Here is a 16,208-nt window from a genome sequence, read left to right on the forward strand (position 1 = left end):
TACCCCTGCTCGTGAGCGCCGGTATCATTTGCTTAGAATTTGATTGCTACCGTGGAATTACGGAAAACCTCCGAAACACGATTGGCGCCCATGTCCGTCGCAGAGTTCCTCAGACAGCGTGCCGTGCATGTCACCGTGAGTGGCAGCTACTCGCTGCCGCGTTGGTACGATTGCGAGGGCAAGCTCCGTACCTTCGCCTGCCGCACCAGCCGCGTTTCACCGTTCCGCATGATGGTCGACGTTCCCGTAGTCGGAAAGGTCGGCGAGCGCGTGACCTCCTACTTCCAGGATTTTGGCGAATTCCAATGCACCATCAGCGCGACGCTGAAATCGGGCTTCCTGATGGAGCTCGACATGACGCGGGCCCGGCGCGCCTGGATGTCGGAAAAGCTGACCTGGCTCGAGAAGAAGCAAAAGGACGCCAGCGTCCAGGAGCTGCGGAATGACGCGCGCTTCGTTCCGCAGGTCGCGCACACCTTCCTGACGCTCGCCGACGGCAGCACCCATGCCTGCTTCATCATCGACGTCTCCACGGCCGGTGTCGCGATATCCTGCGAATACGATCCGCCAGTGGGAACCCCGCTTGCGGTCGGCGCTTGCGTCGGGCGCGTGATCCGCAAATTCGAAAACGGCTTTGCTGTCAAATTCGCCGAAAAGCAGTCGCGGGACGACGTCGTCCGGCTGATCGTCCGCACGGCCATGCTGCAATCGGCCTGATCCTCCGGCCGCGCTGCCCTATCGCAGCCCTATTTCGAGATAAGCTTTTGAAGGTCCGCGCCTCGTTCCGGACGTCATTTGCAGACTTGCGATCGGGGGACCGAATGGCAGTCGAGAAAATTACAGTCGATAAGGTCAGAGTCGACAAGATCACCTGGGACAGGGTCGGCCGGGTCACCGAGCCCGGACGCTACATGTACACGTTCGGCTGGCTCACCATCACCGCCGACGATCTCGATATCTGGAAGCAATACCCGCAGGCCGCGTTCACGCTGATGGCGCAGCATTCCGAGCCGGACGCGTCCACCGGCGAGGAATTCCATCTCGGCGCCTTCGACGTGGCGCCCGACGCGCCGCCGCCGTTCACCACGCATTGAGACAGTCAAAGCGGGCTACGATCGGCGGCCATTGCAGATGGAGCAAGCCGCGGCAGGGCGCGTGGCGGGAACGCGTGGCAGGCCTGTTGCTTTATCATTGCCATGACTCACATCCCCGCCTTCGATCAGGCCTTTCTGCTGTTGCTCATCGTGCTCTGCCTTGGTACGTGCCTTATCCGCGCCTTCTGGGAGGTGGAGCAACTCCGGGGCCGCCGCACCGCGTCGCCATCCCGCGCGACCAGGCGTGACTAGACAGGCTCGGCCGGCCGTGCGTAGCCCGGACGAGGCAATTCCGGCTCTGGACTTGCCGCGGCGACACGTGCATCGTCAATCGAAGAAACCTGCACATTGCCTTGATCTGACTTACCAATCGCGATCCGATGACGGGCGCGCGACCGTTGTCATGGGATGACGAGGTGGTTCTGTCATGCAATTGATTGCGCTCGTTATTCTGCACCTCGGCGACTGTCCTGATGAATGCAGGCTGTCACGCTTGTTAAGAGACGCGACAGCAAGCGCATGACACAAGGTCGCATCGGTGAATGTAGATAAGCGGATCAAGGGAACCTATTTTCGGCGCCGATGTACCTGATTGAAGCGTTGCCCACCGTCATCGGAACGGCCGCCATTGCCCCGGCGCTGCTGATGCTGTGGCTCGTCATTGCCGCCGAGGAACGCCCCGGACCGCCGGCCCAGGTCTGGACCGCGTTCCTGCTCGGCGCGGCCAGCATTTCGCTGCTGGGCCTGGCCCGCGCCCCTTTCGCCAAGATGGTTGCGGCCCCGGACAACCCGTGGGCGGCACTGGCCATGCATTCGATCTTCGGCGTCGCGCTGCCGGAGGAAGCGGTCAAGGTGATCGCGATCGTGCTGGTCGCCTCGACCAAGCGGCGGACCTTCGCCAATCCGATGGACACCGTGGTCTATGGCGCCGCGGTTGGCCTGGGCTTCGCCGCCTACGAGAACCTCGCCTATCTCGTCCAGCACGCCGAGATGTGGCGCTCGCTGGCCGCCTTGCGCAGCGTGCTGACCGTGCCGTTCCACGGCGCGCTCGGCATCATCGCCGGCGCCTATCTGACCATCGCGCGCGCCGGCACGGCGCTGGGTGCCAACCGCCATCATCGCGACTGGGCTCGTCTCTCCAGCCGGCTGCTGATCTTCGCAGGTCCGCTCGCCCTGCATTCGGCCTTCGACTTCCCCCTGCTCACGCTTCAGCGCATGCCGGATCTCGATCCGGCGCTGCGGATGTGGTTGGGCGGCGCGAGCCTGCTGATCGGCTTCAGCTCGATCGCCTTCGCTATCCGCCTGGTACGGCGCGTCGCGCGCCATCACGCGCCCCGAACCGACGTCGCGCGCGAGCGCCTCAGCCAGCTCCGCCGGATGTGGGCGCTGCTGCTTGCCGGTGGCGGCGTCGGCTTTCTCGGGCTCGCCTTCGTGCTGACCTCGATCCATCACTGGCTCATCAATCCCGAGCGCAATCTGACGCTGGCCCTGATCCCGATCGGCCTGGTCTCAATCCTGCTCGGCCTCGCACTTCTGATCGTCACAACCGCGATCTATGTTCTCGGCCGCAACCGCATCCGCACCAGCGGCGAAGGTTTTTCGTCGGCGCACGGCGGCGGCTGAACCGCGGGATGGCAAGCGCGGTGTGCACGTACTAGACTAGATTGAGCACACGCCTCTCGATCCGGAGCTTGCCCATGACATCGCCTGAGGATTTTTCCCGGCTGCAATCCGCCATGGGGCGGACGGTCAAGGCACATTGGAAGGCCTTCCTGTTCGAAGGCATCCTGCTTGCGGTGCTCGGCGTCGCCGCGCTGATCCTGCCGCCGCTCGCAAGCCTCGCCATTGCGATCTTCCTCGGCTGGATGTTCCTGATCAGCGGCATCGGCGGATTGATCGCCACCTATTGGGCGCGCAGCACGCCGGGCTTCTGGTGGTCGCTGATCTCGGCCGCGCTGGCCGTTCTTGCAGGCATGCTGCTGCTGGCGCGGCCGATGCAGGCCGTGCTGACGCTGACCATCGTGCTCGGCGCCTATTTCCTCGCCGAGGGCGTCGCCACCATCATGTACGCGCTGGAGCATCGCCGCGAGCCGGGCGGCCGCTGGTCGTGGCTCCTGATCTCGGGCCTCGTCGACATCGCGATCTCGTTCATGGTGATCACGGGATTGCCGAGCTCGGCGGAATGGGCGATCGGCATCCTCGTCGGCATCAACCTGCTGTTCGGCGGCGCCACCCTGATCGGCATGGCGCTGGCGGCACGCAAAAGCAACAGTTGAGGCGCCGCGTGGCCGTCACGTCTATTGGGGGGTGACAAGCCGCCGATCGCACGCTATATGACGGGCCATGATCACCCTCGTCACCAGCTATTTTTGGTACTTTAGCTACGACAGCTCGCTGGCGGCAGGAGGATCGCGCTCAATCTGAAACATTGCAGCAAACGTCCGAACAAGCCGCCAGACCTGGCGGCTTTTTTATTGGCCGGCAGGGTCTCAAAATGACAGGAGCCCGCCGTGCTGAGCACGACCGACGATCTTCGTATCCGCGAACTGAAAGAGCTGAACACGCCCGAAGAGGTGATGCGGGAAGTCCCGCGCACGCTCACCGCGACCCGCGTGGTGATGGCCGCACGCAACGCCATCCATGCGATCCTGAATGGCCAGGACGACCGGCTTCTGGTCGTGGTCGGCCCCTGCTCGGTGCATGATCCCAGGGCCGCGCTCGAATACGCCGAGCGCCTCGCGAGCTTGCGCGAAGAGCTTGCCGACCAACTCGAGATCGTGATGCGGGTCTATTTCGAGAAGCCGCGCACCACGGTCGGCTGGAAGGGCCTGATCAACGATCCTGATCTGGACGGCAGCTTCGACATCAACAAGGGCCTGCGGCTGGCGCGCAACGTGCTCTCGGCGGTGAATAATCTCGGCCTGCCCGCCGGCACCGAATTCCTCGACATGACGACGCCGCAATACATTGCGGACCTCGTGTCCTGGGCCGCAATCGGCGCGCGCACGACCGAAAGCCAGATCCATCGCGAGTTGGCCTCGGGGCTGTCCTGCCCGGTCGGGTTCAAGAACGGCACCGACGGCAATGTGCAAATTGCGGCGGACGCTGTGAAGTCGGCCTCGAATCCGCATCATTTCATGGCGGTGACCAAGCTCGGCCGCTCGGCGATCGCCTCAACCGCGGGCAACGAGGATTGTCACATCATCCTGCGCGGCGGCAGCACGCCGAACTACGATGCGGCAAGCGTCGCAGCGGCCTGCAACGATCTGGCGAAAGCAAGCGTCGCACCGCTCGTGATGGTCGATGCGAGCCACGCTAATTCGAGCAAGAAGCCGGAAAACCAGCCGCTGGTGACGGCCGACATCGCCGGGCAGATTTCTGGCGGCGAGAACCGCATCATGGGGGTGATGGTCGAGAGCAATCTCGTCGCCGGACGCCAGGACGTGGTGCCGGGCAAGCCGCTCACCTATGGCCAGAGCATCACCGACGGCTGCATCGACTGGGCGACCACGGCAACCGTGCTCAAGCAGCTCGCTGACGCGGTCGAGATCCGGCGCAACATCAAGCGCGCAGGGCTGCACGAGCGCTCCGCCTGACCAAACGATTGCGGGCGGAGTGGGGCTGTCGCACCCTGCCCGCTTTCCCGGCGCCTAGCAGCCGCGGCAGATGCTCTTGATCTTCTTGTCGAGCGCCTGATTTTCCTTGCTGAGGGGATCGTTCGGGTCGCTCAGGTTCTTCTCACTTGGCACGTCGCCAGCGCGCGGCTGCCGATGACCGACGGGCGCAGGCGGCAAAGAACCCGCCGATTGTCCCGAGGTCGTCGATCCCTTGCTTCCCGTTTGCGCGAAGCCGGCGCTGCCGAACACCGTCAGAAGCGACAGTGCCAGGATGATCCTTCTCATTTTGCTTCTCCATTCCTCGGGCCAGCATCTCCATCACGACCAATCAGGTCTCGGGCGGATAGAGGTGAACGTCGCCGCAATAATCCACGATACGATAGCGCGTTTCCGATGCCGCATCACCCGCATCAGGTGCGGTATTTTGCATCGGCAACACGTAATTCGGTCCCACCGGCGACTTGCCGGCGCCGCCGGGAATGTCGATGACATAGTCGGGCTGACACAGTCCTGACAGCCGTCCGCGCAGCTGCCGCATCAAATGCTGCCCCTCGGCGAGTGTCGTTCGCAGATGCGCCGTGCCCGGCGCGAGATCACCGTGATGCAGATAATAGGGCTTGATCCGGCATTCGACGAAAGCTCGCATCAAATCCGACAGAGCGGTCGCGTTGTCATTGACCCCGCGCAAAAGCACGGACTGGCTTACCATGGGAATTCCGGCATCGATCAGCCGCGCGCAGGCGGCACGCGCCGGCCCCGTCAGTTCGCGCGCATGGTTGGCATGCAGCGCCACCCAGGTGGTGGCGCCTTCGGCCTTGAGCGCAGCCACCATCTCGTCGCTGATGCGCGCGGGATCGGCCGCCGGCACGCGGGTGTGAAGGCGGATGATCTTGACGTGATCGATTCCGGCCAGATCGGCCATGATCTCGCCCATCCGCCGCGGCGACAACATCAGGGGATCGCCCCCGGTCAGGATCACCTCCCAGATCTCGCTGTGCGAACGGATATAGTCGACCGCCGCGCGATAGGCGGCGTCCGAGAGCGCGTTCTCCTTGCCGGGACCGACCATCTCGCGGCGGAAGCAGAAGCGGCAATAGACCGCGCAGACGTGAACGAGCTTGAACAGCACGCGGTCGGGATAACGATGCACGATCCCGGGAACCGGCGAGTGCGCATGATCGCCGATCGGATCTGCATTCTCGCCCGGCTGCATCTCCAGCTCTGCGGCAGTTGGAACGAATTGGCGCGCAATGGGATCGTCGGGATCGGACCTGTCGATCAGATCGACCAGCGCCGGCGTGATCGCAACCGCATAGCGTGCGGCAATGCGATCGAGCACCGGCAGCGCTGTGGCTGACACCAGCTGCTCGGCCACAAGTTCGGCCGGCTCGCGCAATGTGCGCGCAAGATTGCTCTTCATCATGTCTCGCTCAACGTTTCATTTGCAGGCGGCGTCCACACCACCTGATCAATTCGCGATGCGCCGCTCGCCAGCATTACCAGGCGGTCGAATCCGAGCGCGACGCCGCTCGCCTCCGGCATCGCCGCGACCGCGGCCAGAAAGTCCTCGTCCAGCGGATAGGCTTCGCAGTAGCGGCGTTGCTTCTCTGCCATGGATTGCGTGAAGCGCTTGCGCTGCTCCTCGGCGTCGGTCAGTTCGCCAAAACCGTTGGCGAGCTCGACACCGCAGGCATAGACCTCGAACCGCTCGGCGACTCGGGGATCGCCCGCCTTCACGCGCGCCAGTGCCGCCTCTGGAGATGGGTATTCGAACAGAATGGTCAAACGGCCCTGCCCCAGATGCGGCTCGACATGCTCGACCAGAACCTTGCTGAAGATGTCGGACCAGGTGTCATCCTCGGCCACGCGGACCTTGCCGGCAGCTGACCGCGCGAGCGCGGCGCGGTCGCCCTCGCCGCCGGAAATGGTCGCAAGCAGGTCGATTCCCGCAAACTGCTCGAAGGCGCTGGCAACCGTCACAAGCTCCGGCTCGGCGAAAGGATCTGCGGTCCGGCCGCGGAAGGTGAAGGCGCCGATACCGGTCGCCTGGGCCGCGCGGGCGATGAGGACGACGCAGTCGGCCATGATGGCGTCATAGGGCGCGCCTGCCCGGTACCATTCCAGCATGGTGAATTCGGGCAAATGCAGGTCGCCGCGCTCACGGTCCCGGAACACCCGGGCGAACTCGAAAATCCGGGTCTCCCCGGCCGCCAGCAGCTTCTTGCAGGCGAATTCCGGCGAGGTCCGCAAATATCGGCTCACACGGCTGCCGTCGGGCCGCATGATCTCGGTCCGGGGGGCGTGCAGGTGGGTCTCGTTGCCCGGGGAGACCTGGAGAACGGAGGTTTCGACCTCGACGAAGCCCTGCTCGACGAAAAATCCCCGTAGAGCCCCAGTGATGGCTCCCCTGGCCTGCAAGAAGGGCCGGCGGTCGAGATGCCGCGAGGGGGACCAGAACGGCGACATCGGCTTGTCCCCAGCCATTAACCGGCTGTCCCGCAGGCCAGCAAAATGCTGGCATCCAACGGCAAAACCAGTATGTTGCGGCCCGAAACGGGTGCCGCGGTCTGATTTGGGGCCCCAGGTCCCCCATCAATTTGACCACGTCCTGGCCCGAGCCGGGCCAAGCAAGCAGGAAATACAGCTTTGAGAGTCATCGCCAGTTCTATTCGCAAGGGCAACGTGATCGAGCAAGACGGCAAGCTATATGTCGTCGTGACCGCCGAGAACATCCATCCCGGCAAGGGCACCCCGGTCAGCCAGATCGAAATGCGCCGAATCTCGGACGGGGTAAAGATCTCCGAGCGCTACAAGACCACCGATCAGGTCGAGAAGGCCACAATCGAAGAGCGCAACTACACCTTCCTGTATGAAGATGGTGACGGCTATCACTTCATGAACCCGGAGACCTATGACCAGGTCCAGGTGTCCAAGGATGTGATCGGCGATGCGGCGGCCTTTCTTCAGGAGAGCATGACGGTCAAGCTATCGCTGCACGGTTCCAACCCGGTATCGATCGCCCTGCCGCAGCGCGTGACGCTGGAAGTGATCGAGACCGAGCCCGTGACCAAGGGGCAGACCGCCTCCTCGTCCTACAAGCCCGCCGTGCTCTCGAATGGCGTTCGCACCACGGTGCCGCCGCACATCGCCGTCGGCACCCGAATCGTCGTGATGACCGAAGACGGCTCCTACTCCGAGCGTGCCAAGGACTGACGGGACCAAAGCGAGCGCAACAGGTGCCGCCGGGGGCGAGACAGTGGTTGGGAAAAGTTTCCGCTTCGTCTCGCAACTTCTGGCGTCGCTTTCGCTCCTCATTGCCTCTCCACTTGCTGCGGATGAGTTCCGCAGCCCCTCACTCACGGCGCTGCGCGTCGATTGGCGCGCGGCGCTTGACCAGCTCCGCACCGAAATCAACGTCCATCCCCGGGCCGCGGAAGACTTCATCTTCGCACCCCGTCGTTCGGTGCCGCGCTACGATCCGCGCGCGATGCCGGCGCTGGTGCAGCTCAACGCGATCTCCTCGCAATTCTTCACCGGCATCGCCCGCAGCTCCGTGCCCGTGCTGCTGCCGTTCGACGCTGCCGCGTATCTCGAAGCTCGGCGCAATGGCGCGCCGGCGACCGTCGCGCTGTCGCGCTACCAGGCTGACTTCAATTCCGTCGACCTGTTCGATGCCGGTCCCGCCGGCTACAGCGCGACCTTTTCGTTCGAGCCTGGTACCGGAGACGGCATGCCGAGCCGGGTCTTCGCAAGGCCGGTCGAGGTGCAGATCACGGGCTCGGCGCTGGTCTATGACATTGCCGATCCCTCGGGCGGCAAGGGCGAGCCGGTCAAACCGCTCGCGGCGCTCTACCCGGACCTGCGCAAGTTCATCCGGGAAGGCTATATGCGCTACGCTTTCACCCGTTTCGGCGTCGCCTATGTGGTGTCGATCCAATGCCTCGACAGCGTTGCCAAGCCGCGGCGGCTTGCCTGCAAGGAGGCCTATCCGATCGCCGAGCGCTTCCTGAAGGCGCTGCGCGTGGCGGGCGGCCAGCGCATGCGGCCGCTCACGGACATCGCTTCCAACATTCTCGATCGTCCCAGGGCACGTTCCCCGGACTTCACCTACCGGCCGAGCGGCGACATCATCCCGAACACCGGCTATCGCAAGCAGGGCGGCCATCCCGACGTGATGGCCTACGCACAGATCCGGTTTCCTCTCGAGAAGGCGCCCGCGTTCGTACACTCGCAATCCTATGCCAAGCGCGACAAGATGGAGAGCACGACCGCTTACCCCTGGCGCGACAATTTCTGCGAATCCCGCAGTTTCGAGGTCTGGCAATGCGGCGGCGGTTATGGCCATCAGGGCGAGGACATCCGCGCGGCTGAGTGCCCATCGCCTGGTGAAGGCCGCCACGCCTGCGATCCAAAGCAGCGCGCCGTCGTCGCCGTGCGCGATGCGAGGGTCATACGCGCTGCCAAGGATCAGGCCGTGACGCTGCAAATCAACAGCCGGACCGAGCACATCCGTTTCCGCTACATGCATATGAACCCGCAGGCGCTGAACGCCGACGGCCTGCTCAACGGCCGCATCGTATCGGAGGGCGAGAAGATCGGCGTGGTCTCGAATTATCTCGACCATCCCGCCGGCACCTCGATGCACCTGCATTTCGACGTGCAGGTGTTCACCCGCGACGGCTGGATCTGGGTCAGTCCTTACGTCACGCTGGTCTCGGCCTATGAGCGCCTGATCCGCGCCCGCGGCCGCGAGGTCGGCCCGGAGATCGCCGGCACGCCACAGCCCGTGGCGCATGCGCTGCCGGAGGACGTGCTCAAGCCGGACCTGCGCGAGGGATCGGGCGGCGACGAGAACTGACGGCTTGCTCTTTCCAATGCCAGGCAGCGCAAAAGCGTGTTGCCGCACACACGGCCCACTGAAGGCAGAAGGAACTGGGTTGATGAGTGCCGGACTGATTGGTCTCCTCGATGATATCGCCGCGATTGCAAAGGTGGCGGCAGCCTCGCTCGACGATGTCGCGGGCCAGACGGCCAAGGCGGGAGCAAAGGCGGCTGGCGTGGTCATCGATGATGCAGCCGTCACTCCGAATTACGTGATCGGCTTTGCCTCGAAACGCGAACTGCCGATCGTAGGCAAGATTGCGGTTGGGTCGCTGCGCAATAAATTGCTGATCCTGCTGCCCATTGCCCTGTTGCTTGGTTATTTCCTTCCCGCCGCGGTCACGCCGCTGCTCATGCTGGGCGGCGCCTTTCTGTGCTATGAGGGCACCGAGAAGGTGCTCGAAGCCGCGATGCCGCATGATGCGCGCCACCACGAAGCCCAGCCCCAGCCAATTGCATTGAACGCGCGGTCGGTCGAGGACGAGAAAGTCGCAAGCGCCATCAAAACGGATTTCATCCTGTCGGCGGAGATCATGGCGATCACGCTGGCGGCCGTCCCGGCGGGCAGCATCTGGACCCAGGCGCTCGTGCTCGCACTCGTCGCCATTTTCATCACTGTTGGAGTCTACGGCGTGGTCGCCTTGATCGTGAAGGCGGACGATGTCGGCCTGGCCCTTGCGCGGTATGACAGCGCCTCGCTTGTTGGCGGCGCAATCCGATTGCTTGGACGTGCGCTGGTCCGCGGCATGCCTGTCTTCCTGGCGGTGCTGAGCACCATCGGCACCGCCGCGATGATCTGGGTCGGTGGCGGCATCATCCTGCACGGCATCGAACAATACGGCCCACCGGTAGTCGGCCATACGGTTCATGCCGCGACCGAGGCTGCCGCGCACCGCCTTCCCTCCATTGCCGGCACCGTCGGATGGGCGGTCGAGGCAGCCATTTCAGGCGTTATTGGGCTCCTTGTCGGCGCAGTTGCGATACCGGCCGTCACATACGGTCTTTCACCGCTATGGAAACGTCTGAAGCGATCGCAGCCGACCTGAACAAAAGCGGCTGCAGATTGCGGGTGCCGGCTACTCCAGCAACGTCGTGAGTTGCGCGCCCTCGTCCGCCACGAACACGGCAATCAATTCCGCCGGCTCCGTGGTGCTGGCATTGGCCGAGACCAGATGCGTCGAGCCGGGCGGCTCGAAGAAGGACTGGCCGACGCCGAACGTCTCGACCGGGCCGCCGCCGAGTTGGGAGCGGATCTTGCCCTTGGTTATGTAGGCGGTGACGGATCCTGCGTGACGATGCGGCCGCGAGAACCCGCCAGGGCCGTAGAACACGCGCACGATGGTGACGCGCTTGCCCGGCACGTTCGGCAGCGCGTAGGAGTCGATCGGCTCGACCTTGTCCAGCGGCGAGCTTTCGGCGGCGGTGGCGCAGAGCGGCGCGAGTGCGCCGGAAATGGTGTCCATCGTCACCGGCAACGCCTTGCCGATCGCAAGCGCGCACGCAAGCCCGCCGACGACGGCGATCGCCATCGAACGCGATGGCGCCAATGTGGTGGGCAAACTTACTACCGTCATCACGATCTCCCTTCGTTGCAATCAGGATGCCGCCGCATTCGCTGCGACCGGTCGCTTCGCCGGTGTCCAGCGAAACGCCGCACCGAAACGATTCCAGACGTTGATCGAGGCAACCGCAGAGGTCAGGTACGTCAGTTCGGTCTCGGAGAATTCACGGCTCGCCTCGGCATACACGCCCTCGCCGACTCCGTCGGGCAGGCAGGTCAGCGCCTCGGTCCAGGCCAGCGCGGCACGTTCGCGCGCGGAAAAGATCGGCGCCTCGCGCCAGACCACGACCAAATTGAGCTTGTCGACGGGCACGCCGATCCGCTCCGAAAGCAGGATGTGATGCTGCACGCAGAAGGCGCAGCCGTTGATCTGCGATGCCCGGAGCTTGACCAGTTCGAGAAGCTGCTTGTCGAGACCGGCCTTGGCCGCCACCTGGCCGAGCGCCAGCACCAGCTCATACGCATCCGGCGCGATCTTCTTGAAATCCTCGTATTCGCTGCGGGCGTGTGACATTGCCGTTCACCTCGTGGTATTGTAAGACCGCTTACATCTTATAAGAGCACTTACATGTTTCGCAAGTCGCCCAGTATCACGAGATCGAAATCCCGGCGCAAGACTGCCAAGCCTGACGCCGTGCGCGTGCCAGCCCCAGGGGAAGGCAAGCGCGGCGAGCAAGGCTATCTCGGCTATCTCTTGCGCCAGGCCCACGCCGCAGTCCGTCTGACGATGGAGCGGTCGCTCGCCGATCTCGGTGTCACCTCACCGCAATTCGCGGTGCTGACCATGCTCAACGCCTATCCGGGCCTCTCGGGCGCCGACGTTGCCCGCCTCACCTTTCTGACGCCCCAGACCGTCGGCGTCATCATCCGCAATCTCGAGCGTGACGGCGCGATTGTGATGACGCCGCATCCCGTCCACGGCCGCATCCAGCAATGGACGCTGACGCCGCGCGGCACGGCGCTTTTGAAAGCGTGCCGGGAAAGGGTGATTGCGTTGGAGAAGCGGCTGGCCGCCGGGCTCGATGTCAAGGCCGAGGCAAGCATTCGCCGCTGGCTCGCAGGCATCGCGGCCGATTTGCAGGAGGACTAGGCGAAGCGCGCTTGCCGCTGGCGGGACCTAGTCGCCGCCTCCGCCGTCGCCACCGTCCGAATCCGGGAAGTCACTGACGGCGCCGTGGAATACCGCGCCCAAAGTTCTCCGCGAGGATCATCAGGACGACGACGAACAACCCGGCGCCGAACGGCCAGGGATTGGCGCGGATGATGTCGAACAGCTCCTGCATTCACGCATTGTGCGCAGACGGAAGCGAATCGACCGTAAAGTGACAGGCTCAAAATTGGGGATATCCGACCCGTTGCAGGCGCGCCCTACCCGCCCTTCAACACTTTCTTAACCTCGCCATCGGGCCAGGTCTCGCCCGCTGCGATCACCCGCACGCGGCTTTGATCGGCGTCGTTCACCAGCTCATGCGAACTCACCCGCTCGCCGCTTCGCTCCAGGTGCAGATCGGTTTCGGGCTTCCAGCTCAGTGTGGTGGCGAGATCGCCAGGGAAAATCTGCCATTGTGATCCGTCGTCGAGCTCGACGACGTGGCTCTCTGCATGCGCGCGTATCTTCATTCGACCCCGAATTCTCGACGGAAGGCGGGCCCCGACCATCGGCCGGGGCCCCGCTCCGTTAGTCGTTGTCGTGATGAATCACGGTCTTTTCGCGGTTACCGAATTCATCTTCCTTCTTGATGACGGTGGTGCGGTCGGCAGGCTCGCGCTCCTTGATCACGGTGGTGCGATCACGATCGCGGTCACGCTCTCGATATTCCGGGGACTGTCCGACGGTCACGCCGGCGCCGACCGGACCAACATGAACACCGACTTCGTCGGCGAATGCGGGGGCTGCGATAGCGGTGACCATGGCGGCCGCAAACAGATATTTCCTCATCTCGTCCTCCTCGATTGCATGCGGAGGGAATGCGTGAGTGCGACAATTTGTTCCGGAAGGAACAGGACGGACGTCCCGACCCTCCAGGAACCGACTCACAGGAGCCGCATTTCCCGCTACAATAAGTCGATGAAACACGCTGATTCCTCGATCCATCATACCCGCCGCGCCTTCACGATCGGCGCCGCCACCCTGCTCGCTTTCCCGACGCATGTCTTCGCCGCACCTCCAGGCTTCGACGAATGGCGTGAGGGTTTTCGCGCTCGTGCCATGGCCAAGGGCATCTCGGCTGCGACATGGCAGCGTGCGATGGCGCGGGTCGAGCCCGACATGAGCGTGTTCAAGCAGATGCGGAACCAGCCCGAATTTCATGAGCAGGTCTGGCAATACATCAACCGTCGCGTCTCCGACTGGCGCATCATCAACGGCAAGATCGCGCTGAAGAACAACGAGGCGCTGCTCGCGCGCATCGAGCGCGATTTCGGCGTCGAGCGCGGCACGCTGCTGGCGCTGTGGGGCGTCGAGTCCGCCTATGGCGATCCGCTGGTGCAGCAGAACCACATGACGCCGGTGTTTCCCTCGCTCGCCGCCCTCGCCTGGAACGAACCGCGACGCAAGGCCTATTGGGAAACCGAGCTGATCAACGCGCTACGCATCGTCGACAAGGGCTGGAGCACGCCGGAGCAGATGCAGGGATCCTGGGCCGGCGCGATGGGGCATTCGCAATGGATGCCGGAAGTCTGGCTCAATGTCGGCATCGACTATGATGGCGACGGCAAGGTGTCGCCGTTCGGCAAGCCCGACGACGCGCTGGGCTCGACGGCAAAATATCTCGTCAATCGCGGCAAGTGGCACCGCGGCGAGCATTGGGGCTACGAGGTGCGCACGCCCGGTGAGATGAGCGGCAGCCGGACCTATGCGGCTTGGCAGGCGGCCGGCGTCACCCGCGCCGACGGCCAGCCATTCCCGCAAGCCTCCGCATCCGCGCAGATGTGGACGCCGGTTGCGGGCGGGCCGACGTTTCTGCTGGGACCGAATTTCAACGCGGTGAAGAGCTACAATCCCTCGATGAACTATGCCCTGGCGATCTGCCATCTCGGCGACCGCTGCCTCGGCGCCCCGCCTTTCATCCAGCCGTTCCCCGGCTCCGAGCGCGCGCTGACACTCGCCGAGGTGCAGGAGATGCAGACGCGCCTGACCAAGGCGGGCTTCGACACCGGCGGCACCGACGGCCGCGTCGGCAACGACACGATGAAGGCAATCAAGGATTTTCAGCAGAGGGCCGGTATCGTGCCTGCGGACGGCTATGGCGGGCTGAAGGTGCTGGCGAAGCTACGCCAGGGGTCTTAGGCCGGCTCAATGCCGGTATTGCGGCTCCTCCGCATCGAGCTGCCGCCGGATCGCCGCAAGATGCAGCCGTGCAGATTCGGAATCGCCCTCGCGCATCTGCCTGTAGGTCTCGGCTGCAATCGCGGGATCGACCGGCAGCATCTGTCGCCCGGTCGACATCGCCAGCACCTGCACCTCGGCGGCGCGTTCGAGATAGTAGAGATCGTCCCAGGCTTCCGCGATGGTCGGTGCCAACACCATCACGCCGTGATGCTTCATGAAGATGATATCGGCATCCCCAACGGCGGATGCGATGCGCGCACCTTCGCGGTTGTCGAGCGCAAGGCCATTGTAGTCGCGGTCCACGGCCGTGCGACCATAGAACTTCAGCGCGGTCTGGCCGGCCCAGATCAGCGGATCGCCTTCGGTCATCGACAGCGCCGTGGCGTAGGGCATGTGGGTGTGGAAGGCGACCTTGGCGCGCGGCAGGCGCTTGTGCATCTCGGCATGGATGTAGAACGCGGTCGCCTCGGGTACGCCCTCGCCGTCGAGCACGCTGCCGTGGAAATCGCAGATCAGCAGCTTTGACGCGGTCAGCTCGCGGAAGGCGTAGCCGTAAGGGTTGACCAGGAAGAGATCGTCATGGCCCGGCACCACGGCCGAGAAGTGGTTGCAGATGCCCTCCTCAAAGCCGTTGCGCGCAGCCATCCGAAAGCAGGCGGCAAGATCCTCGCGCGCGCTGCGGATCGCGTCGGTGACGAGGTCCGGACGGTTCGAGCGGAACGTTGCCGGCGTGGAGGACGAAGAGTGAAGGCTGTGCGCCATGGCGGAAGGACACCTCTGTCGTTCGGAAGACGCCCGCGTTGTACAGGTCCGACGCCTGCGCGTCAGCCCCCGCGCGCGCCACCCTGCCCTTCGCAGCCCGCGAGGCGGTCTATTGCCGCCGCGGCACGCCGCCGGCATTCATGCCGCCGTCGATGACGAGCTCGCTGCCGGTGACGTAGCGCGAGGCATCGGAGGCCAGATACAGCACGCCGGAGGCAATTTCAGAAGCATGGCCGGCGCGGCCGAGCGGCGTGACGAGGCGCGCACGCTCCTCGGGATCGATCGGTGCATTGCCCTGGTTGCCGGTCGCGCCGGTCGGGATCTTGCCCCAGATCGGGGTGTCGATGATGCCGGGATGGACGGAGTTGACGCGGATGCCGTCGCCGGCGGCCGCGCACTCCATCGCGATCGACTTCGCGAACAGCCGCACGCCGCCCTTGGTCGCCGAATAGGCCGACAGCCCAGGCGCGCCGCGCAGGCCCGCGAGCGAGGACATCATGACGATCGAGCCGCCGCCGGTCTTGCGCATCAAGGGCAGGCAATGCTTGACCGAGAGGAAGACGCCGTCGAGGTTGATCGCGTTCTGCTTGCGCCAGTCGCTGAGCGTCATGTCGACGATCGAGGGCACGGCGATGCCGATGCCGGCGTTGGAGACGAGAATATCAAGCCGGCCAAAGCGCTTCGCGATCTCGGCTGTGATCTCGATCCAGCGCTCTTCGCTGGTGACGTCCTGCTCCAGGAAAATCGCCTTGCCGTCGGCCTTGGTGATGCGATTGGCGAGCTCGGGGCCGCGCAGCTCGTCGATGTCGGTGGCAATGACGGTGGCGCCCTCGCGCGCGAATAGCTCGACGACGGCTTCGCCGATGCCGGAGGCGCCGCCCGTCACCAGCGCCACTTTACCCTCAACCTGCCCTGCCATGTTCACTCCCAGTTTTGCTGTTAGCTTTTTTGTTGTTTGCCGG

At 64.3% G+C, this 16,208-nt stretch carries 20 protein-coding genes; 10 read left to right on the forward strand and 10 right to left on the reverse strand.

What is annotated here, in order from left to right:
• The first annotated feature begins 90 nt into the window (after window positions 1-90).
• From AC0L3B_RS15245 to AC0L3B_RS15265, 5 genes are all read left to right on the forward strand, one after another.
• On the forward strand, window positions 91-717 hold the full coding sequence (locus AC0L3B_RS15245) for a pilus assembly protein PilZ (protein WP_018454388.1): 627 nt from the start codon (window positions 91-93) through the stop codon (window positions 715-717).
• Between the two features lie 104 nt (window positions 718-821).
• A complete protein-coding gene (locus AC0L3B_RS15250; protein WP_247297369.1) occupies window positions 822-1,094 on the forward strand; it encodes a hypothetical protein in 273 nt (90 codons plus the stop codon).
• A gap of 582 nt (window positions 1,095-1,676) precedes the next feature.
• Complete coding sequence (locus AC0L3B_RS15255; protein WP_018454391.1) at window positions 1,677-2,717, forward strand: PrsW family glutamic-type intramembrane protease; 1,041 nt, start codon at window positions 1,677-1,679, stop codon at window positions 2,715-2,717.
• A gap of 74 nt (window positions 2,718-2,791) precedes the next feature.
• Window positions 2,792-3,370, forward strand: a complete 579-nt coding sequence (locus tag AC0L3B_RS15260) for an HdeD family acid-resistance protein (protein ID WP_473380660.1) — start codon at window positions 2,792-2,794, stop codon at window positions 3,368-3,370.
• Window positions 3,371-3,604: 234 nt separating this feature from the next.
• On the forward strand, window positions 3,605-4,690 hold the full coding sequence (locus tag AC0L3B_RS15265) for a 3-deoxy-7-phosphoheptulonate synthase (protein WP_473380661.1): 1,086 nt from the start codon (window positions 3,605-3,607) through the stop codon (window positions 4,688-4,690).
• A 54-nt stretch (window positions 4,691-4,744) separates the two neighbouring features.
• Here AC0L3B_RS15265 and AC0L3B_RS15270 read toward each other — a convergent pair whose 3' ends face one another.
• The 3 genes from AC0L3B_RS15270 to epmA are packed head-to-tail and all read right to left on the reverse strand — an operon-like array spanning window position 4,745 to window position 7,195.
• Window positions 4,745-4,996: a hypothetical protein gene (locus tag AC0L3B_RS15270; RefSeq protein WP_473380662.1), complete on the reverse strand. Its 252-nt coding sequence runs from the start codon at window positions 4,994-4,996 to the stop codon at window positions 4,745-4,747.
• Window positions 4,997-5,039: 43 nt separating this feature from the next.
• On the reverse strand, window positions 5,040-6,134 hold the full coding sequence (locus AC0L3B_RS15275; RefSeq protein WP_473380663.1) for a lysine-2,3-aminomutase-like protein: 1,095 nt from the start codon (window positions 6,132-6,134) through the stop codon (window positions 5,040-5,042).
• Window positions 6,131-7,195 (reverse strand): EF-P lysine aminoacylase EpmA, encoded by a 1,065-nt coding sequence (epmA, locus tag AC0L3B_RS15280; RefSeq protein ID WP_247390569.1) that lies wholly within the window; start codon window positions 7,193-7,195, stop codon window positions 6,131-6,133. Before epmA ends, AC0L3B_RS15275 begins: the two co-directional genes overlap by 4 nt.
• A gap of 162 nt (window positions 7,196-7,357) precedes the next feature.
• Between epmA and efp the strand changes: the two genes are divergently transcribed.
• The 3 genes from efp (at window position 7,358) to AC0L3B_RS15295 (ending at window position 10,638) form a co-directional block, all read left to right on the forward strand.
• Complete coding sequence (efp, locus tag AC0L3B_RS15285) at window positions 7,358-7,924, forward strand: elongation factor P (RefSeq protein WP_473380664.1); 567 nt, start codon at window positions 7,358-7,360, stop codon at window positions 7,922-7,924.
• A 43-nt stretch (window positions 7,925-7,967) separates the two neighbouring features.
• Window positions 7,968-9,569 carry a M23 family metallopeptidase gene (locus AC0L3B_RS15290; RefSeq protein WP_473380665.1) on the forward strand — a complete coding sequence of 534 codons (1,602 nt, stop codon included), beginning with the start codon at window positions 7,968-7,970 and terminating at the stop codon, window positions 9,567-9,569.
• Between the two features lie 82 nt (window positions 9,570-9,651).
• Window positions 9,652-10,638, forward strand: coding sequence for a DUF808 domain-containing protein (locus tag AC0L3B_RS15295; protein WP_473380724.1), 987 nt, complete (start codon window positions 9,652-9,654; stop codon window positions 10,636-10,638).
• A 30-nt stretch (window positions 10,639-10,668) separates the two neighbouring features.
• Here the strand turns inward: AC0L3B_RS15295 and AC0L3B_RS15300 are convergent, their stop codons facing one another.
• Both AC0L3B_RS15300 and AC0L3B_RS15305 read right to left on the reverse strand, forming a co-directional pair.
• Window positions 10,669-11,166, reverse strand: coding sequence for a cupin domain-containing protein (locus tag AC0L3B_RS15300; protein ID WP_204511119.1), 498 nt, complete (start codon window positions 11,164-11,166; stop codon window positions 10,669-10,671).
• 21 nt (window positions 11,167-11,187) lie between these two features.
• Window positions 11,188-11,667 carry a carboxymuconolactone decarboxylase family protein gene (locus tag AC0L3B_RS15305; protein WP_018454401.1) on the reverse strand — a complete coding sequence of 160 codons (480 nt, stop codon included), beginning with the start codon at window positions 11,665-11,667 and terminating at the stop codon, window positions 11,188-11,190.
• A 54-nt stretch (window positions 11,668-11,721) separates the two neighbouring features.
• Here AC0L3B_RS15305 and AC0L3B_RS15310 point away from each other — a divergent pair, with 54 nt between their 5' ends.
• Window positions 11,722-12,243 carry a MarR family winged helix-turn-helix transcriptional regulator gene (locus AC0L3B_RS15310; protein ID WP_473380666.1) on the forward strand — a complete coding sequence of 174 codons (522 nt, stop codon included), beginning with the start codon at window positions 11,722-11,724 and terminating at the stop codon, window positions 12,241-12,243.
• A gap of 70 nt (window positions 12,244-12,313) precedes the next feature.
• Here the strand turns inward: AC0L3B_RS15310 and AC0L3B_RS15315 are convergent, their stop codons facing one another.
• The 3 genes from AC0L3B_RS15315 to AC0L3B_RS15325 all read right to left on the reverse strand — a co-directional run bounded on the left by AC0L3B_RS15315 (window position 12,314) and on the right by AC0L3B_RS15325 (window position 13,092).
• On the reverse strand, window positions 12,314-12,436 hold the full coding sequence (locus AC0L3B_RS15315; protein ID WP_473380727.1) for a hypothetical protein: 123 nt from the start codon (window positions 12,434-12,436) through the stop codon (window positions 12,314-12,316).
• Window positions 12,437-12,521: 85 nt separating this feature from the next.
• Window positions 12,522-12,773 carry a hypothetical protein gene (locus AC0L3B_RS15320; RefSeq protein ID WP_018454404.1) on the reverse strand — a complete coding sequence of 84 codons (252 nt, stop codon included), beginning with the start codon at window positions 12,771-12,773 and terminating at the stop codon, window positions 12,522-12,524.
• A 58-nt stretch (window positions 12,774-12,831) separates the two neighbouring features.
• Window positions 12,832-13,092 carry a hypothetical protein gene (locus AC0L3B_RS15325; RefSeq protein ID WP_007591459.1) on the reverse strand — a complete coding sequence of 87 codons (261 nt, stop codon included), beginning with the start codon at window positions 13,090-13,092 and terminating at the stop codon, window positions 12,832-12,834.
• A gap of 129 nt (window positions 13,093-13,221) precedes the next feature.
• Between AC0L3B_RS15325 and AC0L3B_RS15330 the strand changes: the two genes are divergently transcribed.
• Window positions 13,222-14,442, forward strand: coding sequence for a lytic murein transglycosylase (locus AC0L3B_RS15330; protein WP_018454406.1), 1,221 nt, complete (start codon window positions 13,222-13,224; stop codon window positions 14,440-14,442).
• 6 nt (window positions 14,443-14,448) lie between these two features.
• On the opposite strand, the gene AC0L3B_RS15335 is transcribed toward AC0L3B_RS15330, so the two are convergent.
• Both AC0L3B_RS15335 and AC0L3B_RS15340 read right to left on the reverse strand, forming a co-directional pair.
• Entirely contained in the window at window positions 14,449-15,246 is a 798-nt protein-coding gene (locus AC0L3B_RS15335) for an aldolase (protein ID WP_018454407.1), read from the reverse strand.
• A 109-nt stretch (window positions 15,247-15,355) separates the two neighbouring features.
• On the reverse strand, window positions 15,356-16,165 hold the full coding sequence (locus AC0L3B_RS15340) for an SDR family NAD(P)-dependent oxidoreductase (RefSeq protein ID WP_247390562.1): 810 nt from the start codon (window positions 16,163-16,165) through the stop codon (window positions 15,356-15,358).
• Between the last annotated feature and the right edge of the window lie 43 nt (window positions 16,166-16,208).

Source organism: Bradyrhizobium sp. Kon56 (assembly GCF_055807635.1).